We start from the raw sequence: 20,876 nt of genomic DNA, 5'->3' as shown, positions 1-20,876 counted from the left end.
CATCTGGTCAGGTCGCGACCGGTCGGGCTGCTCCGCACATATAGTTACGAAAAAGCCTGAAAACACGGAGCCCGTTCATGGCCCTTGCCGCCCGGAAATTCGAAACCGATGAAACACTGCTCGATGCCTATTCGATGACGGTGGCCGACGCTGTCGACCGCATCGGCCCGGCTGTCTGCCGCATCGAGCGCATCGGCGGCCAGGGTGGCCATGGATCGGGCTTCGTCATTGCGCCGGACGGGCTGGTCGTCACCAATTTCCATGTCGTCGGCGATGCCAAAACGGTGCGCGTCTCGATGCCCGACGGCGCCTCCAGGGAAGGCCGCGTGCTTGGCCGCGATCCCGACACCGACATCGCGCTGGTGCGTGCCGACGGCAGCTTCGCCGATGTGGCGCCGCTGGGCGATTCCAAGCGGCTGCGGCGCGGCCAGATCGCCATTGCCATCGGCAACCCGCTGGGTTTCGAATGGACCGTCACCTCGGGCGTCGTCTCGGCGCTCGGCCGCTCGATGCGCGCTTCGACCGGCCGGCTGATCGACGACGTGATCCAGACCGACGCCGCGCTCAACCCCGGCAATTCCGGCGGGCCGCTGGTATCGTCGGCCGGTGAGGTCATCGGCGTCAACACCGCCATGATCCATGGCGCGCAAGGCATCGCCTTCGCGGTCGCCTCCAACACCGCCAACTTCGTCATCTCGGAGATCATCCGCTTCGGCCGCGTGCGGCGCGCCTTCATCGGCATCTCGGCCGACACCACCAATTTGCCGCGCCGGGCGGCCCTTCTGTCGCAAGTCTCGACCAGCACGGCGGTACGGCTTCGCACAGTCGAGAAGAACGGCCCGGCGGCCGAAGCCGGTCTCAAGGAAGGCGACATCATCGCCGCCATTGACGGGCGCCCGGTCACCGGCGTCGACGATCTCGTGCGCATGCTCGACGCCGAGCGCATCGGCCGCGAGACGCTGTGCACCGTGGTGCGCCGCACGGGCGTCAGCCAGGTGATGGTGACGCCGGTGGCGCGGGCAAGCTGAGGCTGTCGCTCAACCCCCGGCCGCACCCTGCGCGTACCGCGCCAGAAATTCCTCGCTGGGCGGGATCGGCTTGATGACATCGATCAGCACCCCATTGGGGTCCCTGGTGATGAAATGGCGTTGGCCGAAGGGCTCGTCGCACAGGGAACGCAGGATCGGCAGTCCGGCGGCGGTGGCGCGTGCATAGGCGGCGTCGGGACCGCGACCTCGAAATTGATCAGCAGGCCCGAGGCGCGGCCCCGTCCCTCCTGCGGGATCGTTTCATGGTCGCCCTGGACGATGCCGAGATTGACGCGCTTGCTGTCGACCGATTGCAGATGCACGTACCAGCCGCTCGTAAACAGCGGCTGGAAATCGAAGTGCTCGACATAGAAGGCGGCTGTACCGGCGACGTCGCCGGTCATCAGCACGGGGTAATAGCTTGACATCTTCATCTTTCGCTCTCCTGTCGATTAACATACAGTTTGCAGGTAAACGCAAATAACATACAGGCTGTATGTATGCAACAGGAATCCGGACGCCGCTCCAACCGCGACCGCACCGAAGCGACACGCGGCGATCTCATCGCGGCGGCGCGAAGGCTGTTTACGGAAAAATCCTATGCCGAGACCGGCACGCCGGAGATCGTCGCCGCCGCCGGTGTGACGCGCGGCGCGCTCTATCATCACTTCGCCGACAAACAGGCGCTGTTTGCCGCCGTGGTCGAGCAGGAGGCGCAGGCGGTGGCCGAGGAGATCGACCGGGCATCACCGTCCTCGCTCAGCGCCCGCGATGCGTTGATCGCGGGTTCGGATGCCTATCTCGCCGCCATGCGCGTGTCCGGCCGCACACGGCTCTTGCTGCTTGACGGGCCGGCCGTGCTCGGCCGTGCCGAGATGGATGCGATCGACGACCGTCACGGCAGCCGTTCGCTGCGCGAAGGCCTGGTCGCGGCAATGCGCGAGCGATCCATGAAGACGCTGCCGGTGGAGGCGCTTACCGCCCTGCTCGCCTCGGCCTTTGACCGGGCGGCTCTCGCCATCGAGGCGGGTGGATCCGACAAGGACTACCGGGTCGTCCTTCTGGCGCTGATCGACGGTCTGTCCCGGGCCTGACGGGAAACAACCTCCCTTAATGGGAAGGTCGGACCGCAGGTCCGGGTGGGTGCTGGCCCCGACACGGCGAGATGTCGCGCTTCCGTCAAAGAAGACGAACCTCAACTCTGCGCGTTGCCAATCTCGGGCTCATCCTCCGGCACCTCGCCCGGCTCGAATTCGTTGAAGCAGCCCAGTTGTCGCTTGAACTGGTCGATCAGCCAGGCCGCCGCCGGCTTCGGGCTGCGGTCGACGCGATGCATGGCATAAAGCGGCGAACTCACCTCCCTGTAGGGTTCGAGATCGAGCTCAACCAGCCGGCCATTGGCCAGATCCTCGGCGATCAGCCATCGCGGCAGACCGCCCCAGCCCAGCCCCGCGCGCATCAGCGTGTGCTTGGTGCGCATGTCAGTCAGGCGCCAGGTGCGGTAGGCGAAGACACCGTAGTCGCGCCCCTTGGTGCGCTCGGACTGGTCGATGACGACGAGTTGCGTGTGTTCGCGCACATCCTCGAGCGCCACCGGCTTCGGCAGCAGCGCCAGCGGATGGTTGGGTGCCGCGGCCGGCACCATGGACATGAAGCCGATGCGCACGAGATGCACGTCGACGTCGCCCAGAAGACCGCCGATGCCGAGATCGGCCTGTCCATTGACGACGTAGTCGGGAATAAGGCCGAGCGAGCCGATATGCAGGCGCAGCATCACCGCGGGGAACTGCGCCTCGAACGCCTTGAGCACCCGCACCAGCACCGGAGACGGCAACGCCACGTCGACCGACAACGCCACCTCGGCCTCCAGCCCGTGATGGTGCCCGTCTACCCGGGAGCGAATGCGCTGCAGCATGCCGATCATGCGCCTTGCATCCTCCAGCGTCGCCCGGCCGATCTCGGTCAGTTGTGGCTCACGCGTGCCCTCGCGTTCGAACAGCTTCAGCCCAAGCTGCGCCTCGAGATTGGCGATGCCGTAGCTGATGACGGATTGCGCCCGGTTGAGCTTGCGGCCGGCAGCCGAGAAACTCCCGGTTTCGGCAACGGCGACAAGGATCTGAAGCTGGTCGAGCGTCGGGTTGGGCTGCATCATCGTATCCATTTTATGGATGGATCGTATATGAAATATACCAGTTTATTTGATTGGTTGATAGCCCCATATCTGGCGGGACAATTCATCCCACTGGAGAAACCCGCTATGTCCATTCTTCTCGTTACCTCAAGCCCGCGCGGCGCCGCCTCGCACTCGACCCGCATCGCCACCGAATTCGCGGAAAAGCTGCTTGCCGCGGATCCGTCGAACACGCTCGTCGTGCGCGACCTCGTCGCCAACCCGCTGCCGCACATCGACGCCGACTATTCGACCGGCATCTACACGCCGGCCGAAGCCCGCACCCCGCGCCAGGCTGAAGTCGTCGGCGTTTCCGACGCGGCGCTGGACGAACTGTTCGCCGCAGACACGGTGATCCTGGCCACTGGCTTCATCAACTTCAACATCTCCTCGACGCTGAAGTCCTGGGTCGACCACGTCGCCCGTTCCGGCAAGAGCTTTGCCTATGGCGAGAATGGTCCCAAGGGCCTCGTCACCGGCAAGAAGGTCTATATCATGCTGGCTTCCGGCGGCATCTATTCCGAAGGTGCTGCCGTGCAGATGGACCACGCGATCCCCTACCTGCGCTCCGTGCTCGGCTTCATCGGCATGACCAATGTCGACGTCATCCGCATCGAAGGCGTCGGCATGGGCCCTGACGCGGTGACCGCTGCTCTCGCCAAGGCGACCGCCAAGGTCGACGCGGTGGTGGCCGCCAGCCAGCAGGTCGCCGCGGCTGCGTAAGGCACCTCGCCATCTGAACCGAAAAACAGGCGTTCGCGCCTGCTTTTTCGCCGTCCAATAACGGCCTTGCTGCTTGCCGATGCCCCGGCAGCGCGAAAACAGTAAGCGACCGCGCTCTTAGGATATGGCAACCTTGACCATTCACCTTGGTTCACAAATAATCACAGTGAACCAGGGTGAATCGCAACTATGACCGCTTTTACAGTACGCCTTTCCGACGACACGACAAACAGGCTCGACCGGCTTGCCGAAAAGCTCGATCGCTCGCGCTCCTATATGGCAGCCCAGGCCATTGAGGACTTTATAGCTCGCCAGGAATGGCAGCTCGCGGAGATAGAGGCGGGATTGGCCGAGGCCGAGCGCGGTGAATTTGCCAACGAGCAAGAGTTGGCCGCCGTGATTGCGAAATACGTCAAACCCACCGGCTGACGATGAGCCGCAGGACAATCCGCTGGACCAAGCGGTCCTTACGCCGGCTTGACGAAATCGGCGCGCACATTGAAAAGGACAGCCCCGAAGCGGCCGCTCGTGTCATTGCGCGCATCTTGTCGGCGGCGGAGCTGCTCGCCGAGCAGCCGGCCATGGGGCGCGTTGGGCGTATCAAATCGACGCGAGAACTCGTTTTGGTCGATATTCCCTATATCGTCCCTTATCGCGTAGGTAGGGATACCGTTGAGATACTGACAGTCCTACACGCCGCCCAACAGTGGCCGCAGACCCTGTGAACTAGCTAATGCTGGCCGAGGGAACTGAAATCTGAGCGATGACGGCCTCGCGTGAGTCGCGCGAGGCCGTCATCGCTTCGGCGAACTGTCGTCGTCCACCGTCCAGCGACTGCGGCCCGGCGGCGGGCTGGAGCAGGCGGTGGCCACCAGGAAGGCCTCCTCCTTGCCGGAAAGCTGCGCGCCTCCCGGAGCGCGGCTCCTCGCTGAGCGCTGCCTCCAGTGCCGTCAATCAGATTGGTTTATTACGGTGAACGGCGATTGCTATCTACAGCCGCGCCAATTGTGTTGTGGTCAACAGCCCGCCTCGGCTTGACCGCCGGGCAGCTCGCCCGACGGTCGGTATCCATTACCGATCGGCGCTTCAGCGTGCCACATAGACGATGCGGCGCGTCGATGGCTCAACCAGCACCGGGCGGTTGTTCACATAGACATATCGGTACCGGTAGTTCGGGATCTTCTGTAGGGCCACCGTGTCAGGCAGGGTCGCGCCGGTCACAACCTTGCCTTGAAGGTAAACAGGCTTGACCCGATGCGCGCTGATGTAAGTGCGCACCTGTTCCGGCGGATTGATCACGGTGCCGGCTGCACCGCCGCCGACGACCCCAGCCGCGCCGCCCACAGCAGCGCCAACTGGTCCTCCAATGATAGCGCCGGCGATTGCTCCGGTAGCGCCACCGGCGATGGCTCCGGCATTACCGCCTTGATCGCGAGGAGGTTTCACAACCGCGATGCCGGAATCGGCCGGCCGCTCGGTTAAGACCACCCGATTGCCGCCGAATTCTGCGGTGACGTAGTCGGAATAGATCCAGCCTTGACCACCGGCCTCGGCGATGGTGCACCATTTCGAGTTTTGCAGGCAGCCGTTCAGTGTGGCCGTCTGGCCCGCCCGCAGCACGCCGATGACCGGATACTGCGAGCCCGGCCCGGCTCGAACGTTAAGGTTGGTAGCGGCGGATACGGGAGTGTCGGCAAAAGCTGCGCCAGACAGGGCAACAAGCGCGCCTGTTATAACGGGTAACAAAAGCCTTTTCATCGTTCTCTCTCCGTTTCATGGTTCCCTCAGAGCCAAAACGAGGAAGAACCGTGTGCGTTCCGGCTAAAATTCCGTGCGTTTTTCATTAATTGTTCCCGTTTCTCGCGAACTTGGTGGATAGGCCGAGAGAGATGCTGCTAGTTTTCCGCGTGGCTGAAGACAACAGCGCCGCTGTCCCTGGACTTCGACGCATGGGCACTGGAAAACGACCACTTTTACAGGCGCATTGCGCCTGACGGGCATGACTGCGCCGATGGTCCTCGACGGACCGATGACGGGGGAATGGTTCACCGCTTATGCCAAGCAGGTACTGGCGCCTACGCTTCGAACTGGTGACATCGTCACCCTCGACAACCTGCCCGCTCACAAAGTCACCGCCGCCCGCCAAACGATCGAAGCGGCCAGCGCGCGAATGCTCTTCCTGCCACCTTATAGCCCCGACCTTAACCCGATCGAAAATGCCTTCTCGAAGCTGAAGTCGATCCTCAGGAAAGCCGCCGCCCGCAACATCCCCGAGCTCTGGGACACTATCCGCGACGCGCTGCCCCGCTTCACCGCCGAGGAATGCACCAACTACTTCAGCGCCGCAGGTTACGAGCCAGAGTGATCAGGTCTGCTCAAACCGGCAGCTGCCTTTCTATCCAATGAAATGCCTCAGCAGCCCCGCCGCCACCACTCCGATCAACACGGTCGGCAGCATGGAAAGCCGCGTCGCGGCGACAAAGGTGATCGCCAGCGCCAGGAGATCGGCCGGATTTCGTGACACGAAGGCTGGTGCGATGACCGAAATCAGCACGCAGCCGGGTGCGGCTTCCATCACCGCCGTGGCACGGGCGCCGAGCACGCGGTTGCGCAGCACGACATAGCCGCCAATCCGCGTGAGATAGGTGACGCCGGCCATCAGCACGATGGTGAGAAGGGTCGTCATGTCGATCATGCGGCAACGGCCATCAGCCAGGCGGCAATCAGCCCCGACACCGCGCCCGCCGCGACATACCAGGCGCCGGGAACGAAGAGATAGACAAGTGCGGCCACTACGAGGCTCACCAGCCAGGGCCGCGCCGCTTTCATACCCTTCCACATGCCGCGCATCAGCACCAGGAAGACGGCCGGGAAAGCCATGTCGAAGCCGTAGGTCTCGATATGGCCAAGCATCGGGCCGAGCAAGGCGCCGAGCGTGGTGAAGGCCACCCAGGTCACATACATCGCCAGCGCCGCGCCCATATAGTAGCGCGGGCTGAAGGCCGGCCTGATCCCGGCGGCGGCACGCTGCTTGGCGTCGGCCAGGCCCAGCGCCCAGCTTTCGTCGCACATGAAGAACAACGCCGGGAACACCTCGCGCCGCGGCAGGTCGCGCAGGAACGGCGCCAGGGCCGCTCCCATCAGCAGATGGCGGCTGTTGACCAGGAAGGTGATGGCGACGATGAGCAGGATGTGCGGCGGCGACGTCCACAACTGGATCGCCGCGAATTCCGATCCGCCGGCGAAATTCAGCCCCGTCATCATGGACAACTCGACCGTGCTCAATCCTTTCTGGGTGGCCTGGGCACCAAGCACCAGCGCATAGGGGATGGTGCCCAACAGCACAGGCGCGCAGGATGCAACGCCCCGGCGGAGTTCCGATCCCGAGCCATCGCCCGCTGTTTCGATTGTCTGCGAAATGCTCATGCCTTGCCACCGGCCGGCCTCGCGGCCGCCGCTTCCCTGGGTTTGAACTCTCGTGATACCGGCGCCAAACATACCCACACTTCTGCGCAATTTGGTCGCGAAGATCGTTGTTTCTCACCCGATTTCGGCATTGAATGCTGCAAACCAGAAAGAAAATGGAATTCAACGCCATGAAGCTTGACGACATCGACAAACGCATCCTGCGCGCGTTGCAGCGAGACGGCCGCATGGCCAACAACGACCTGGCCAATGAGGTCGGCCTGTCGCCCTCGCCTTGCCTGCGCCGCGTAAAACTCCTGGAGGAAGCCGGCGTCATCGATCGCTATGTCGCCGTGCTCAACCCGGCCAGCATCGGCAAGGGCCTCACCTTCTTCACCCGCATCTGGCTGAAGGCGCAGGACGAGGACACGATCGAGCATTTCGCCACCGAGGTGGCCAGGCTGCCCCAGGTCATGGAATGCTATCTGATGCTGGGCGACTGCGACGCCATGGTGCGCGTGGTGGCGGCCAGCATCGACGACTACCGCCGCTTCCAGTCGGAGCATCTGAGCCGCATCAGGGGCGTCCAGAACGTCAAGACCGACGTCCCCAGCCAGACGATCAAATACACGCTGGAACTGCCGATCTGACAAGCGCTTGCAAGAGCAGCCCCGAGCGGCCGAGATTGTAGGACGGATCGAGTGCCAGATTGAGGAATGCGGTGGCATGACGCCACCGCCTGGCCTGTCGCTACGCGGACTTGAGAACCGGAAATGCGCGTTTCTGGATGACCCGCTTTGCCTGGAAATTCGCTGCCGGAAGCGGGCGACCGACATGAAAGCCCTGGACCTTGTCTATGCCGTATTCGCGCATGAGGCCCATCTGCTGTTCGGTTTCCACCCCTTCGACCAGGATCTTGTGGCCGCGATTTCGGACCAGGGCGATGATGTCCTGCAGCATGGCCATGCCCTTGGGCGTGGCGCAGTCGTGAAGGAACGAACGATCGATCTTCACCGTATCGAAATCGATCAGACGAAGCCACGAAAGGCCGGCGAAACCGGTCCCGAAATCATCAAGCCATATCTTGATGCCCAACAGCTTCAGGTCGCTGATGCACCGCAGGATGTCCGAGTGCATCTCCATTTCCAGCCCTTCGGTGATTTCGAAGGCCAGCCTGTTGCCGGTTACGCCGGTCTCGCCCAGGATGGTCGCGACCGATGCAGCGAAGCCGGGCGTTTTGAGCTGGATCGGCGAGACGTTGACGCTGACGACACGGACGTGATCGCCAGCCAGAAGCTCGGTGCACACGGTCCTTATTGCCCAGCGCCCGAGTTCCAGGATCGCGCCAGTGCGTTCCGCGACGGGAATGAACAGGCTCGGCGGAACCAGGGTGCCGTCCAGCATTTTGAGGCGCATCAGCGCCTCCACGGCCTCGAGCCTTCCCGATTTGACATCCTGGATAGGTTGATAGACGAGCGAAACCAGATCCTGGCCGATCGCGATCTTCAGCAAAGCCGCAAGATTCTCGCTCTCGTCGCTGCTCTGGGGATCGGTTGGATCGAACAGCCGGGCACAGTTTCGGCCGCTGGCCTTTGCCAGATAGAGCGCGCGATCCGCCTCGTGAATAATCTTCTCCAGCTTGGCGCCGGACTGCTTCCTGGTGAAGGCAGCGCCAACGCTCGCCGTCACGATCGAAATACCGTCCCGCCGCAGTTCGTGGGTAAGCGCCAGGTTCTCCACCGTGCGGCAAATGGCTTCCGCGAGATCCTCGACCTGGTCCTTCTTGTCCATGCGCGCCAGGACGATGAATTCTTCACCGCCATAGCGCCCGATCGAACCATCATAGCCCTTGATCAGATCGCTGAGGGCGTTGGCGACATGGATCAGGCAACGGTCGCCCTCCTGATGGCCGTAGCAGTCGTTGAACTTCTTGAAGAAGTCCACGTCGATCAGGATCGCAGCAAAACCTGCGCCAAGCTTCTGCCAGTCGCTCCAGTAATCCCGCAGCTTCTCGTCGATCGCCCGCCGGTTCTCCAGACCTGTAAGCGGATCCGTCCGCGACAGCCTGAGCAGCGCCTTGCCGCGCTCGGTGGCCTCCCTGTGCTGAATTTTGGCTTCCAGGGCATTCAGGAAGACGTTGTAACGCTCTTCGTTCAGCTTCCAGTTCACATATGAGGTGAACGTGAAGCATGAAATATAGAAAATGGCTAATATTAGCTTGTACGTCGGAGTAGAAGGAACGAAATAATTAACAATGAATAGTAAGAACAATATTATAGCGGAAGTTACAATAGATAGCTTAAATCGAAATGTAAAGAAGAGATTTGCACCCATCATAAAAATGGTGCCGAAGACCATATAATAAGAAACGCTCTCTTTCTCTGCAGACAAGATCGTTGGACATAACCAACCAAGGTAGCCAAATATAATGGCCGCAGCGCAGGTGACATCAAGCCATTCTGCTCCGACTCCCCGGCGAAGCTGCGCCTCCAAGGTCAAAAGCGCTGCCAATCCGACCGCGAAGCGCGCCTCGATCGTGTAGGCCGCCACGTCTGGAATGAGCAGCAGATCCATTGCCGAAAACAGCAGATAGATGGCAACGGCGATCCAAAGCCCTGGCCTGGCTTCCACTCTTCGCGTTGCTTCAGCCTCCTTGCGGTAAAGGATACGAAGTTCGGCCGCCCCCAACTCCTGGCGCGGATCGTGCGGTTCCGAATCCACCACATCGGCCACTCGGGATGACACGCGCTCGTTCACAAATCCCGGCTGAAGGGGATTTCGCGATCCGAATTCGTTTGCAGCTTCTGCCCCCAACGCAGACCGACTCCTTGGGTGCGACATGTTTTGCCCGCGCAGTCAAATGCAATGATGCAGGACAAGTTTCCGTTAACTCGAACCCGGAGTCGCTCCTTAAAAACCCCAAAGAATTGACATGGTTAGCGAGAAATTAATCATATCGATAGAATGCTCGCGAGCCGACATTGGCAAATGGAGCATTCTACGCAATAAGTTAACTAACTGTTAACTATGGAGCATCCGTGTGCAAACTGTCTTTGACGGCAAAAGCCTGATTACTGCCGAGCTGATTGCCGACGGGCTACCTCGAGGAAAGATCGAGCATTACGGCGAAGCTTTCGAAACCGCTCGCGCTGAGCTTGCACTCATACTCCACGCGACACAGCAGCAGATCGAACAACACAAAGACCCCGCCGAGATCATTCGTCGTCTGACGTCGTACCTCAGCGCGACGCGCTCCAAGGTTCATCGCGACGTTTGGCAAGCCTTGATACCGGTGGTGCAGAACCACCCAGTCGTGAAATATTTCCTCGAGGATCCGCTTACGCGCTGGTCCTTCACCAAGCCCAGAGGTTATTCAGGCGACGCGCAGTTGCTCGACTACATCTATTGCGATCCGCATGTGGCCGAAAGCGTGGCGAACGCCTCGGAGATCGGCAAGGCACTCTACAACCATACCAAGGACGTGCCCTCCTCCATCGCAGCACGGGAACGGCGCGATCTCTTGACCCGCTATGTCGATGAGATTGCGAACAAAAATGGGCCGCAAACGGAGGTTCTCGCGATCGCGGCCGGCCATTTGCGGGAGGCCAATCGCTCGGCTGCCCTGGCCGAAGGCCGCCTCAAGCGCTGGGTCGCGCTCGATCAGGACCCCCAGAGCGTCGGACTGATTGCGCGCGACTTCCAGGGCACCGCCGTCGAGGCTATCGACGGTTCGGTGCGAACCCTGCTCACCAGGGGCCACAGACTGGGCAAGTTCGACTTCATCTACGCCTCCGGCCTTTACGACTATCTCCAGCACAACGTCGCGGTGAAGCTCACCAAGACCTGCCTGCAGATGCTGAAGCCGAACGGGACATTCCTGTTCGCGAACTACGCCGAAGGCGCTTCCGGCGCGGGGTATTGGGAGACGTTCATGGACTGGGTTCTGCTGCTGCGCACAGAAGCCGATATGTGGAACATCATCAATGCCAGCGTCGACCGCAACACCGTCGAGGCGCAGGTGTACTTCGGCGAGAACCGCAACGTGCTGTACGGCATCATCAAGAAGCACGGATAGCGCCTGCCGGACGCCAGGCCACGTCAAAACAATAATCCCGGGACTCTAACCCGGGATTATCCGTTTACGAGAATTGGGCCTTCAGCGCACGAAACTCTCGCATCGTCTTCTCGGTTGTCTGCGCATCGGCGGCCACGAAGCCCGTGACCAGACGTGTTGCTCGTGCCGTAGCGGTACTGGATCGAGGGCGGAGACGTTGATCCGCTACTGGAGCGCCGCCGCGGCGATTACCTTATCGCTGCATCTGTCGCGTAAGATGCCGACGACCTGGATGCCGGATTCGGTGGTCCAAAAATCCAGCCATTCCCCGCGATGCCTTGGCGCGCTTTCCAGCAAGAACTGCCGTCTGGCACTGCCCTTGCAGCGCAATGCCGACGATCGCTGCCGCGACCGGCCCGCTTTACCCGAACATCCGATCGCCCTGTTCATCCACCAGTTGGATGCCCTTCTTGATGGAGATGTCGACAGCGTCGTCGAGGCCGGCGAAGCGATCGGCGCGGATGAATTTGCGTTCCTTCATCACGCCGTCGATTTCCTTGGAGACGACGCCGCAGGTCTGGTACTGGCCCTCGGCCTTGTAGGGCGTGGCGCTGATCAGGAAACCCTTGTGCTCGACCTGCTTGGCGGGTACGGCACTTCTGGGCTCGGCCGCTTCACCGCCGCCGCCGAAAAGACGCTTCAGAAAAGACATGGCTCAAATCTCCTTGTTCGCCCCTGCAAACCGCTTCTTGTTGGCGATTCACGACGCTGTTGGCCCAGCATGCGCGAATGTACCGCCGCGTTCCAGCCCCCTGATGAAGACGGTCACCAGGAGGTCCACCTGCCGCTCGATCTCGTCCGCCTGCCGTCGCACGGATCTCGCAGCGTAGCCGCTGGTGACGATGCCATGCACGCTTGACCACAATGTGCGCGCCGCCACCCGGCGCGTTTCGTCGTCGAGATCGAAGTCGCCGCCGGCGAGCACAGCGGCAATGATGTCGAACAGCTGGTCGAGCCGCGCTTCATAGGCATCCGGCTCGGCCAGCGTCGGGCGGCGCCTGTTGAAGGCGAGCAGCGCCGGCCAGCTGCCGGGATGCGCCTCGACAAAGCGCATATAGGCGCCGGCCAATGCCAGCAGGCGCTGCCGCACGTCGGTGATGCCGCGCTTGGTGAGGTCGGCCATCGCCGCCGCCCCCGCGGCGCCCAGGCGGTCGAGCAGCCGCATGTTGACAGCACGATGCACCCCCTCGAGATCGGCAAACAGATTGTAGACCGAACCGACCGAGATGCCCGCCTGCTCGGCGATGGTCCTCGCCTTCAGATTGTCCACGCCGCCCTCGTTGATGAGCGTCTCGGCAATGGCCAGCACCCGCTCGCCCGTCTCTTCCTTGTCCAGTGCCATGCTTTTTCCTGTGAATGCGCATCCTTGCCGGACGGAACGCTGTTGCGAACGATCCGGCTTCCTCTCGTTTACCATCTCCGAGGCACCATGAACAGCGTTCAAAAACATCTTGAACAATGTTCATTTCCCTAATATGCTTGGCTTTGTGAACATTGTTCACAGGAAAATTCGAAGGGAGAAGAACCATGCTTAGCCTGATCAGAACATTGCTCGACGGCGCCAGTGCGCGCGCCGAGGACGGCCTGAAGGATCGCTTTGCCATCGACCTTCTGGCGCAACGCATCCGCGATGCCGAGGCGGGACTTGCCGCCGCCAAGCAGACCCTTGCCACCTTGATCGTGCGCCAGCGCGCCGAGCAGGCCGGCCTCGACCAGCTCGACCGCCGCCACGCCGATCTGGAAACCCGCACGCTGAGCGCGCTGGCCGCCGGCAACAACGGGCTCGCCGAAAGCGGTGCCGCGGCCATCGCCGAACTGGAAAATGAACGCGAAATCCGCCGCGCCACCGTGCAGAGCCTTGGCGAAAAGACCTTGCGAATGCGCGTTTCGGTGGAGCGGGCGCATCGCCGTATCATCGACCTCAACCAGGGCATGATCTCGGCCCGCGCCATCGATGCCGAGCGCAGGGCGCAGTCACGCCTCGTCAGGTCGATCGGCCATTCGGCGAGCCTCAACGAAGCAGAGGAACTTCTGGCTCGCATCAAGGGAGCCAGCGACCCGTTCGAGGAGGCCGGCATTCTCGACGAGATCGACGGCGAATTGCGTCACGAGGCGATCCGCGACCGCCTTGCCGATGCCGGGCATGGTCCGGCGGTGAAGGTGCGCGCCAAGGACGTGCTCGAACGGCTGAAGACGATCAACTGAAACCGCTTCCCCGGTCCTGACTTCCATCAAACCAACTCTCGTCAAAGCAACGGAGAACTCCAATGAACGCCAATCAGACCTATATCATGTTCAACACCATCTCGGTCGGCGCCGCCTATTTCATGCTCGGCCTGTCGCTGTGGCTGGCGCCCGTCGACCTGTCGACCAAGGGCTACTGGGCCATGGGCATCCTGCTGCTCACCGGCAGCCTGGTGAACCTTGTGAAGTATCGCACCGACGAACGCATCTCGGCCGAGACCACCGCCAAGATCGAGAAGGCGCGCAACGAAAAGCTGATCAGCGAATATGTCGGCAAGGAATGAGGCCGGCATCCCCGACGCAGAAAAGCCCGGGCCTACCCGGCTTTTGGTATCCGCCGCTTCCACCTCCCCCTTGTGGGGAGGTCGGACCGCAGGTCCGGGTGGGGGTACTGGCGCCGGCTTAGCAGAACGTAGGTTCCTCGCCCCGCAAGGCGGGGAGAGGTGGCCGCGAAGCGGTCGGAGAGGGGCTGCGGCGCTGGCGATTTCACTCTGAATCCATCCAGGGGCCGCGCCATCCCCCTCTCCGTCTCGGCTTCGCCGAGCCACCTCTCCCCATTTCATGGGGCGAGGAACCCAAGCCTTTGCATGCCAGGCGCCCTCGCCTTACTTGCGCGACAAGGCTTCCAGCGCCTCGGCCGCGGCTTCGAGGATGCTCATGGCCTCGGCCTGCTTTTCGGCCGGGGCATCGACGATGTCGCTCAGCGCGGCGCGCAGCCGGTGGCGGATAGCGCGGAACTCGTCGCGCGCCTCCGAACGGTCGCCACGCCCGCCTCGGCCCCCGCGACGATCCTCGCTATCGTCATTCCAGCCGAACCATTCCCGGGCCTTGGCCATCTTGCGGCCGAAGCGTTCGAGGTGTTCGAGCACGCTGTCGATCATCTCGCGATTGTCGGCGAGATGCGCCTGCCCGGCCTCGGTGATGGAGAACACTTTCTTGTTGCCTTCGCTTGACGACACTGCATAGCCGGCCTCTTCCAGGAAGGTCAGCGTCGGGTAGACCACGCCCGGGCTCGGGCTGTAGATGCCGGAGGTGCGCTCTTCCAGCGCCTTGATGATGTCGTAGCCATGGCGCGGCGCCTCGGCCAGCAGCGACAGCGTGATCAGCTTGAGATCGCCGTCGGCCAGCATGCGCCCGGCGCGGAATATGTCGCCCGGGCCGCGTCCGCCGCCGCCCCGGCCTCCGAACGAACCGAAACCGCCGCCGCGGCCGCCGAACTTGCCGGCCATGTGCATGAACATGCGCTCGCCGAAATGGCCGCGCCCGAAATCTTTGTGCATGGATTGCTCCTTGAGTTCTATCTTGCGATATATCTTAATTAGGCGCACACCTGCGCCGAGTCAAGATATATCTTACGATGTATCTGAATGCCGCGGCTGAGGAGCTTTTGCTGCGGGCCTCGTGGCAGTCGGTTCACTCGTCTGGCTGGGCCGCGAATTGGCTTCCCGGCGCGAGCGGCGCTTCACGAAGACGTGCTGGCATGGGGAGAATTCCAAGAAACAAACGACCTGACGCCGGCGAACCCCTTGGGCGGGCCATGCAACGAGGTCGTGCCATGCCATCAGGAACAGACAAGGTCGCGCTGGTGCTCGCGGGCGGCGGCAGTTTCGGCGCGGTACAAGTCGGCATGCTGAAGGCGCTGGTCGCCGCGGGCGTGACCGCCGATTTCGTCGTCGGCTCCAGCGTCGGCGCCATCAACGGCGCCTACTACGCCGCCGCCGGCACAATGGAGACCGTCGCTCGGCTGGAGGCCCTGTGGCGGGGCATCACCCGCAACGACGTGTTTCCCGTCAGTTGGCGGTCGATGCTGGGCTTTGCGGCCCGGCGCGATTTTCTGTCCGCCTCGCACGGCATCCGCAATCTGATCGAGCGCAACCTGCCCTATCGCGACCTCGAGGAGGCGCCGATCCCGATCCACATCATCGCGACCGATCTCTTCTCCGGTGACGCGGTGGTGATCTCGAAAGGTAATGCGGCCGAGGCGATCGCCGCCTCAAGCGCCATTCCGGTTGCGTTCGCGCCGGTGCGGGTCGGCGAGCGGTTCTTGATCGACGGCGCGGTGACCTCGAATACACCAGTCGGTGTTGCGATCAGCCTCGGCGCGCGCCGGCTGATCGTGCTGCCAACCGGCTTCGCCTGCAATCTGCGCGCGCCGCCGCAAGGCGCGGTTGCCAACGGCCTGCATGCCTTGACACTGTTGATCGCCCGGCAATTGGTGCGCGAACTCGACACCATGCCGGCCGAGATCGACTACGCGATTGTCCCCTCGCTCTGCCCGCTGGTGGGCTCGCCCTACGATTTCACCCGCACTGGCGCGCTGATCGACGACGCCGAAAAATCGACCCGGGCATGGATAGAGGCGGGCGGACTGTTTGAACGCGTCATCCCGAACCAGATGCGTCCGCACCGCCATCATTGATTTCACCCGATTTCACAGCAGGGCGCTACCACCGCCCCTTGCGCCGGTTCCAGGCATAGAGCAGGTCGGCGAAGCGATCATAGGCAAGACGGGTCAGCGGCAAGGCGATCGGATTGCCAAACAATCCCGCCAGCCAGCCCTCGCCAGGTGTCATCGCCCACACTGCAATCGCAACGTCGGCGCCGACCAGCAACCGGCCTTGCGCATCGGTGGCATGCAGCCGCCGGCGGATGTCCTCCAGCGAGGCGCCATGTCCGGCAAGCGCCGCCGGCTCGAGGTTGATGTCGCGAAACTCGATCCGTCCGGCCTTGACCGCTTCGATCAGCCGCCGCTTCTGCCTGCCGATGCCCGCATCGCAGACCGGACAATGTGTGTTGTACCAGACAGTCAGCAAAGGCGTGATCCTGTCAGGGCTCACTTGCCGCGCATCGCCGTCTTCGGCCCGACGCGTTTGTTGTCGCGAAATAGCGCCCGCTCCCCATACAGGCGTCCGTTGGGCAGGCGGCAAAATCCATATTCATTGCCGGCCCTATCCTTCCTCATCGCCAGGCGCCCGCCGACCCCGCCGCAATGGACGGATGCCGGATTGGCCATGCCGACCGGCTTTTGCACGGCAGCGCCGACGTCGATCGGCACTAAGGACAATGCGGCCAGGCCGGCAGCCGATATCTTCATCGCGATCCCCCCCTCGGCCGCACCCTGTCACGGCGAAGCGCCTTGTCTGCGGCAAGGCGTCGCCAATGACCATCGACTTCGAGAACCTGCCGATGGATTCATCCGAGCGAGGAGATGATCTCGCGGTAAGCAAATTCCGGGAACGCCTTGAGCGTGCGCGTCTTGACGCTGCCGCCCGAGCCCAGCATCAGCGCGAAACGGGCGAGCACCGCATCATCAGGCGCTTCGACCACCGACACCATGTCGAATTCGCCCATGGTCAGGTAGAACGACTTGAACGATCCACCCATCTCGCCGAGCTGCTTCTTGGCGGCGTCCAGCCGCTTGGGCGAGTCGCGCACATTTTTCGCGCCCTGCTCGGTCCAGTTCATCAGCACGATGTAAGTCGTCATGGCACACCTCTCTCCGGGCCACGGAGCACGGCATTGAGACCGCTAAAAAAGGACGGCCTCGACCGGGGCGGGCTTCCGGGGTTGACGCCCAGAAAATGCATCCGTCACCAGATTATCCTCCCGCTGCCAGCGTCCCGCAAGCACTACCGCGCCGGCACCGTATTGCCGAGTCCTCGTGCCAACCGACACGCGGGCGCTGGCATGGCGACGGCCACAAATCAGTCGGCGGCGATCAGGCAAAGCCGGTTTAAAAACCCGCCTGATTGCGGCAGTCTCCGCCGTGGCCGTCGGACACGGCAAACACCGGCCAACATCCGAGGCCCAGTCCAGTCGCAGGAGAGCTTCATGCGCAAAACAACAGACCTGCCGCCGGAACGGATCGAAATTCCCGCCGCGTGGACCGGCGAGGACATGGCGAAGCATCCTGAACGATGGCTGGTCGAACTGGACCCGAAGGACGTCGCGGAGCTGGAAGCCGCCGCAACCGGCTTTCTTGCCGGTTCGCACGATATCGGCGGCCTGACCAAGGCTGATTTCCCCTTGCCCCGGCTTGCTGGCCATCTTGCCGCCCTTCGCGAAAAACTGATCGCCGGCATAGGGTTCGAGGTGCTTCGCGGTCTCCCGGTCGAAGGATACTCCGCGCAAATGGCGGCAACGATCTTCTGCGGAGTTGGCGCCCATCTGGGAAGCGCTCGGTCTCAGAACGCCCAGAGCCATATACTCGGCCATGTCCGCGACACAGGCGCCGACGCCAGGGACGCCACGACGCGCATCTACCAGACCTTGGAGCGCCAGACGTTCCACACCGACTCCGCCGATGTCGTCGGCCTGCTCTGCCTGCAAGATGCCATGCAAGGCGGCGAGTCCCTGCTGGTTAGCACGGTGACGATCTACAACGAGATGCGCAAAAGGCGACCTGATCTGGTCCGGCTGCTGTTTGATCCGATTGCCACCGACCGGCGCGGCGAGATACCGGAAGGGCAAAAGCCCTACTTCGAAATCCCGGTCCTCAACTGGCATAGGGGGCTGCTGACCGGAATCTATCAGCGCCAGTACATCGACAGCGCGCAGCGCTCCCCGGATGCCATGCGGCTGAGTGCTGCGCATGTCGAAGCATTGGATCTCTTCGACAGCCTTGCCAATGAGCCGAAGCTGAACCTGTCGATGCGGTTACGGCCCGGCGACATGCAGTTCGTCTACAATCATTCGCTGCTTCACGACCGCATGGGTTTTCGGGATTGGCCGGATCCGGACAAGCGGCGCCATATGCTGCGCCTGTGGCTGTCAGTGCCCGGCGACCGCCCGCTGCCCGATTGCTTCAGGCAGCGCTATGGCTCGATCGAGATCGGCGACCGGGGCGGCATCGTCGTCAAGGGGACGCGGCTGAACGTGCCCCTGTAGAAGCAAACCCGCTTGAAACGAAAAAGGGCACCAGTCGGCGCCCTTGATTCTCGTGACAGATAGAACCCGCCTCAGCTGTCCAGAAAGCTTCTCAGCTTGCGGCTCCGGCTCGGGTGCTTGAGCTTGCGCAGCGCCTTGGCTTCGATCTGGCGGATACGCTCGCGGGTGACCGAGAACTGCTGGCCGACTTCTTCCAGCGTGTGGTCGGTGTTCATGCCGATGCCGAAGCGCATGCGCAGCACGCGCTCCTCGCGCGGCGTCAGAGACGCCAGAACGCGCGTGGTGGTCTCGCGCAGATTGGCCTGGATCGCCGCGTCGATCGGCAGGATCGCCATCTTGTCCTCGATGAAATCGCCGAGGTGCGAATCCTCCTCGTCGCCGACCGGCGTTTCGAGCGAGATCGGCTCCTTGGCAATCTTCAGCACCTTGCGCACTTTTTCCAGCGGCATGGCGAGCTTCTCGGCCAGTTCCTCCGGCGTCGGCTCGCGGCCGATCTCGTGCAGCATCTGGCGCGAGGTGCGCACGATCTTGTTGATCGTCTCGATCATGTGCACCGGAATGCGGATGGTGCGCGCCTGGTCGGCGATCGAACGCGTGATCGCCTGCCGGATCCACCATGTCGCGTAGGTCGAGAACTTGTAGCCGCGGCGGTATTCGAATTTGTCGACCGCCTTCATCAGGCCGATATTGCCTTCCTGGATCAGATCGAGGAACTGCAGGCCGCGATTGGTGTACTTCTTGGCGATGGAGATGACGAGGCGCAGATTGGCCTCGACCATTTCCTTCTTGGCGATCGCGGCTTCGCGTTCGCCCTTCTGCACCTGGTTGACGATCTTGCGGAATTCCAGGATCGAGATCGCCGTTTCGGTGGCCAGATGCTGGATCTCGGCGCGCAGGTCCTTGATCGCGTCCTTCTCGTTCTTGGTGAATTCCTTCCAGCCGCGCGAGGTCAGATTGGCGATCGAGCGCGTCCAGTTGGGATCGAGCTCCGAGCCCTGATATTCCTTCAGGAACTCCTCGCGGCGCACGCCATAGCTTTCGGCGAGGCGCAGCAGCTTGCCCTCGTTCTGCACCAGGCGCTTGTTGATGTCGTAGAGCTGCTCGACCAGCGCCTCGATGCGCGCCGTGTTGAGCGACAGCGACTTCACCGCTTTGATCAGCTGGTCCTTCAGTTCCTTCAGCCGGCGGTCCTGGCTGGGCGACAGCGTGCCGGCGGCGGCCAGACGGTTCTCGACCTGCTGGTCCTGCAGCTTGCGCAGCTTCTTGTAGGTGTCGGCAATGACGTCGAGCGTCTCCATCACCTGCGGACGCAATTCAGCTTCCATCGCCGCCAGCGACAGGCTGGCCTCGTCCTCGTCTTCCTCATCGTCGTCCCCGATGCCGCGCGTGTCGACACCGACATTGGTGATGTCGTCTTCATCGTCGCGCCCGCGGCGCGGCTTCTCGTCAGCCTTGGGCGCTTCCTCGACGCGCTCGACCACCGGCGCCTGCTTGGCCTCGGGGCCGGCATAGGTGGCTTCAAGATCGATGATCTCGCGCAGCAGGATCTTGGATTCGTTGAGCTCGTCGCGCCAGATGATGATCGCCTGGAAGGTCAGCGGGCTCTCGCACAGGCCCGCGATCATCGTCTCGCGGCCGGCCTCGATGCGCTTGGCGATCGCGATTTCGCCCTCGCGCGACAGAAGCTCGACCGAGCCCATCTCGCGCAGGTACATACGAACCGGATCGTCGGTACGGTCGGTCGGTTCTTTCTTGGTGGTGGTAGCGGCTACCGCGGTGCCGGTCTGCTCGGCCAGTTCGTTGGCGTCTTCCTCGGCATCCGCCGCGGTGTCGCCGGCCTCGGCCTCCTCGCCCTGCTCGTCATCCTCGACGACATTGATGCCCATGTCGGACAGCATCGCCATCGTGTCCTCGATCTGCTCGGAGGTCACTTCCTCGGAAGGCAGCACCGAATTTAGCTCGTCCATCGTGACATAGCCGCGCTTCTTGGCGGCCTTGATCATCTTCTTGACAGCATCATCGGAAAGGTCGAGCAGAGGCCCATCGGTGGCGCCCTCGCGTTCGGTCTCGACCTCTTCCTTTTCCTTTGTCGCCATAGTCTTTATCTTCTCCTAGCGGCCGGGCATCGGGCCACGTAAGCTGTCGGACCAGTCAAATTGGATATGCTCGTTTTTCTAAACGCGCTTCACCCGGGCCACGAACTGCATCCACTCTTTGTAGTTTGGCGCATGTCGTCGCCCCAAAACCGGTTTCCACTTTTGGGCGACATGCATTAAGTCCAGATTAACCCTGATATCTGTGGCAG

23 protein-coding genes and 3 pseudogenes are annotated in these 20,876 nt (G+C 62.4%); 12 read left to right on the top strand and 14 right to left on the bottom strand.

Features of this window, described 5'->3' with window-relative positions:
* The first annotated feature begins 77 nt into the window (after positions 1–77).
* The gene (locus FJ548_RS15875) at positions 78–1,028 is read left to right on the top strand and encodes a trypsin-like peptidase domain-containing protein (protein ID WP_140778339.1); all 951 of its coding nucleotides are present in this window, start codon (positions 78–80) and stop codon (positions 1,026–1,028) included.
* Positions 1,029–1,037: 9 nt separating this feature from the next.
* Here FJ548_RS15875 and FJ548_RS15870 read toward each other — a convergent pair.
* A pseudogene (locus FJ548_RS15870) lies at positions 1,038–1,462 on the bottom strand (VOC family protein).
* Between the two features lie 66 nt (positions 1,463–1,528).
* On the opposite strand from FJ548_RS15870, the gene FJ548_RS15865 reads away from it, so the two are divergent.
* On the top strand, positions 1,529–2,122 hold the full coding sequence (locus FJ548_RS15865; RefSeq protein ID WP_140611725.1) for a TetR/AcrR family transcriptional regulator: 594 nt from the start codon (positions 1,529–1,531) through the stop codon (positions 2,120–2,122).
* A gap of 101 nt (positions 2,123–2,223) precedes the next feature.
* Here the strand turns inward: FJ548_RS15865 and FJ548_RS15860 are convergent, their stop codons facing one another.
* The gene (locus FJ548_RS15860) at positions 2,224–3,177 is read right to left on the bottom strand and encodes a LysR family transcriptional regulator (protein ID WP_140611751.1); all 954 of its coding nucleotides are present in this window, start codon (positions 3,175–3,177) and stop codon (positions 2,224–2,226) included.
* 108 nt (positions 3,178–3,285) lie between these two features.
* On the opposite strand from FJ548_RS15860, the gene FJ548_RS15855 reads away from it, so the two are divergent.
* The 3 genes from FJ548_RS15855 to FJ548_RS15845 all read left to right on the top strand — a co-directional run bounded on the left by FJ548_RS15855 (position 3,286) and on the right by FJ548_RS15845 (position 4,646).
* On the top strand, positions 3,286–3,921 hold the full coding sequence (locus FJ548_RS15855) for an FMN-dependent NADH-azoreductase (RefSeq protein ID WP_140778338.1): 636 nt from the start codon (positions 3,286–3,288) through the stop codon (positions 3,919–3,921).
* Positions 3,922–4,110: 189 nt separating this feature from the next.
* On the top strand, positions 4,111–4,350 hold the full coding sequence (locus FJ548_RS15850; protein ID WP_140778337.1) for a CopG family ribbon-helix-helix protein: 240 nt from the start codon (positions 4,111–4,113) through the stop codon (positions 4,348–4,350).
* Between the two features lie 2 nt (positions 4,351–4,352).
* Entirely contained in the window at positions 4,353–4,646 is a 294-nt protein-coding gene (locus FJ548_RS15845; protein ID WP_140611719.1) for a type II toxin-antitoxin system RelE/ParE family toxin, read from the top strand.
* 96 nt (positions 4,647–4,742) lie between these two features.
* Here the strand turns inward: FJ548_RS15845 and FJ548_RS30455 are convergent.
* Together FJ548_RS30455 and FJ548_RS15840 are read right to left on the bottom strand one after the other, a co-directional pair.
* A pseudogene (locus FJ548_RS30455) lies at positions 4,743–4,866 on the bottom strand (IS630 family transposase); the annotation flags it as partial.
* 141 nt (positions 4,867–5,007) lie between these two features.
* Positions 5,008–5,679, bottom strand: a complete 672-nt coding sequence (locus FJ548_RS15840; RefSeq protein ID WP_140763586.1) for a DUF1236 domain-containing protein — start codon at positions 5,677–5,679, stop codon at positions 5,008–5,010.
* A 178-nt stretch (positions 5,680–5,857) separates the two neighbouring features.
* On the opposite strand from FJ548_RS15840, the pseudogene FJ548_RS15835 reads away from it, so the two are divergent.
* Positions 5,858–6,286: pseudogene (locus FJ548_RS15835) on the top strand (IS630 family transposase); the annotation flags it as partial.
* Between the two features lie 30 nt (positions 6,287–6,316).
* Here FJ548_RS15835 and FJ548_RS15830 read toward each other — a convergent pair.
* Both FJ548_RS15830 and FJ548_RS15825 read right to left on the bottom strand, forming a co-directional pair.
* Positions 6,317–6,616, bottom strand: coding sequence for an AzlD family protein (locus tag FJ548_RS15830; protein WP_140778335.1), 300 nt, complete (start codon positions 6,614–6,616; stop codon positions 6,317–6,319).
* On the bottom strand, positions 6,613–7,347 hold the full coding sequence (locus FJ548_RS15825; protein ID WP_140778334.1) for an AzlC family ABC transporter permease: 735 nt from the start codon (positions 7,345–7,347) through the stop codon (positions 6,613–6,615). The genes FJ548_RS15830 and FJ548_RS15825 overlap by 4 nt, the downstream gene beginning before the upstream one ends.
* 170 nt (positions 7,348–7,517) lie before the next feature.
* Here FJ548_RS15825 and FJ548_RS15820 point away from each other — a divergent pair, with 170 nt between their 5' ends.
* Complete coding sequence (locus FJ548_RS15820; protein ID WP_140611709.1) at positions 7,518–7,976, top strand: Lrp/AsnC family transcriptional regulator; 459 nt, start codon at positions 7,518–7,520, stop codon at positions 7,974–7,976.
* A 100-nt stretch (positions 7,977–8,076) separates the two neighbouring features.
* Here FJ548_RS15820 and FJ548_RS15815 read toward each other — a convergent pair whose 3' ends face one another.
* The gene (locus FJ548_RS15815) at positions 8,077–10,167 is read right to left on the bottom strand and encodes an EAL domain-containing protein (protein WP_181168805.1); all 2,091 of its coding nucleotides are present in this window, start codon (positions 10,165–10,167) and stop codon (positions 8,077–8,079) included.
* 199 nt (positions 10,168–10,366) lie between these two features.
* Between FJ548_RS15815 and FJ548_RS15810 the strand changes: the two genes are divergently transcribed.
* Positions 10,367–11,401: a class I SAM-dependent methyltransferase gene (locus FJ548_RS15810; RefSeq protein ID WP_140778333.1), complete on the top strand. Its 1,035-nt coding sequence runs from the start codon at positions 10,367–10,369 to the stop codon at positions 11,399–11,401.
* Positions 11,402–11,801: 400 nt separating this feature from the next.
* Here FJ548_RS15810 and FJ548_RS15800 read toward each other — a convergent pair whose 3' ends face one another.
* Positions 11,802–12,092, bottom strand: coding sequence for an HlyU family transcriptional regulator (locus FJ548_RS15800; protein ID WP_140778332.1), 291 nt, complete (start codon positions 12,090–12,092; stop codon positions 11,802–11,804).
* 48 nt (positions 12,093–12,140) lie between these two features.
* A complete protein-coding gene (locus tag FJ548_RS15795; RefSeq protein WP_140778331.1) occupies positions 12,141–12,782 on the bottom strand; it encodes a TetR/AcrR family transcriptional regulator in 642 nt (213 codons plus the stop codon).
* 185 nt (positions 12,783–12,967) lie between these two features.
* Between FJ548_RS15795 and FJ548_RS15790 the strand changes: the two genes are divergently transcribed.
* Entirely contained in the window at positions 12,968–13,645 is a 678-nt protein-coding gene (locus FJ548_RS15790; RefSeq protein WP_140778330.1) for a PspA/IM30 family protein, read from the top strand.
* Between the two features lie 62 nt (positions 13,646–13,707).
* The gene (locus FJ548_RS15785) at positions 13,708–13,968 is read left to right on the top strand and encodes a YiaA/YiaB family inner membrane protein (protein ID WP_023770145.1); all 261 of its coding nucleotides are present in this window, start codon (positions 13,708–13,710) and stop codon (positions 13,966–13,968) included.
* A 321-nt stretch (positions 13,969–14,289) separates the two neighbouring features.
* Here FJ548_RS15785 and FJ548_RS15780 read toward each other — a convergent pair whose 3' ends face one another.
* Complete coding sequence (locus tag FJ548_RS15780; RefSeq protein ID WP_140763559.1) at positions 14,290–14,964, bottom strand: PadR family transcriptional regulator; 675 nt, start codon at positions 14,962–14,964, stop codon at positions 14,290–14,292.
* A 275-nt stretch (positions 14,965–15,239) separates the two neighbouring features.
* On the opposite strand from FJ548_RS15780, the gene FJ548_RS15775 reads away from it, so the two are divergent.
* Complete coding sequence (locus FJ548_RS15775) at positions 15,240–16,103, top strand: patatin-like phospholipase family protein (protein ID WP_140611694.1); 864 nt, start codon at positions 15,240–15,242, stop codon at positions 16,101–16,103.
* A 25-nt stretch (positions 16,104–16,128) separates the two neighbouring features.
* Here the strand turns inward: FJ548_RS15775 and FJ548_RS15770 are convergent, their stop codons facing one another.
* The 3 genes from FJ548_RS15770 to FJ548_RS15760 form a co-directional block, all read right to left on the bottom strand.
* Positions 16,129–16,497 (bottom strand): DCC1-like thiol-disulfide oxidoreductase family protein, encoded by a 369-nt coding sequence (locus FJ548_RS15770; protein WP_140692404.1) that lies wholly within the window; start codon positions 16,495–16,497, stop codon positions 16,129–16,131.
* A gap of 20 nt (positions 16,498–16,517) precedes the next feature.
* Complete coding sequence (locus tag FJ548_RS15765) at positions 16,518–16,778, bottom strand: DUF333 domain-containing protein (protein WP_140778329.1); 261 nt, start codon at positions 16,776–16,778, stop codon at positions 16,518–16,520.
* A gap of 98 nt (positions 16,779–16,876) precedes the next feature.
* Positions 16,877–17,170: a GYD domain-containing protein gene (locus FJ548_RS15760; RefSeq protein WP_140611690.1), complete on the bottom strand. Its 294-nt coding sequence runs from the start codon at positions 17,168–17,170 to the stop codon at positions 16,877–16,879.
* A gap of 345 nt (positions 17,171–17,515) precedes the next feature.
* On the opposite strand from FJ548_RS15760, the gene FJ548_RS15755 reads away from it, so the two are divergent.
* Positions 17,516–18,571, top strand: a complete 1,056-nt coding sequence (locus FJ548_RS15755; RefSeq protein WP_140778328.1) for a TauD/TfdA family dioxygenase — start codon at positions 17,516–17,518, stop codon at positions 18,569–18,571.
* Between the two features lie 71 nt (positions 18,572–18,642).
* On the opposite strand, the gene rpoD is transcribed toward FJ548_RS15755, so the two are convergent.
* Positions 18,643–20,667: an RNA polymerase sigma factor RpoD gene (gene rpoD, locus FJ548_RS15750; protein ID WP_140611686.1), complete on the bottom strand. Its 2,025-nt coding sequence runs from the start codon at positions 20,665–20,667 to the stop codon at positions 18,643–18,645.
* Positions 20,668–20,876: the final 209 nt, after the last annotated feature.

Origin of the sequence: Mesorhizobium sp. B2-4-17 (genome assembly GCF_006441275.1) — a bacterium.
Taxonomy (GTDB): domain Bacteria; phylum Pseudomonadota; class Alphaproteobacteria; order Rhizobiales; family Rhizobiaceae; genus Mesorhizobium.
This window is presented reverse-complemented; position numbering and strand designations above follow the sequence as displayed.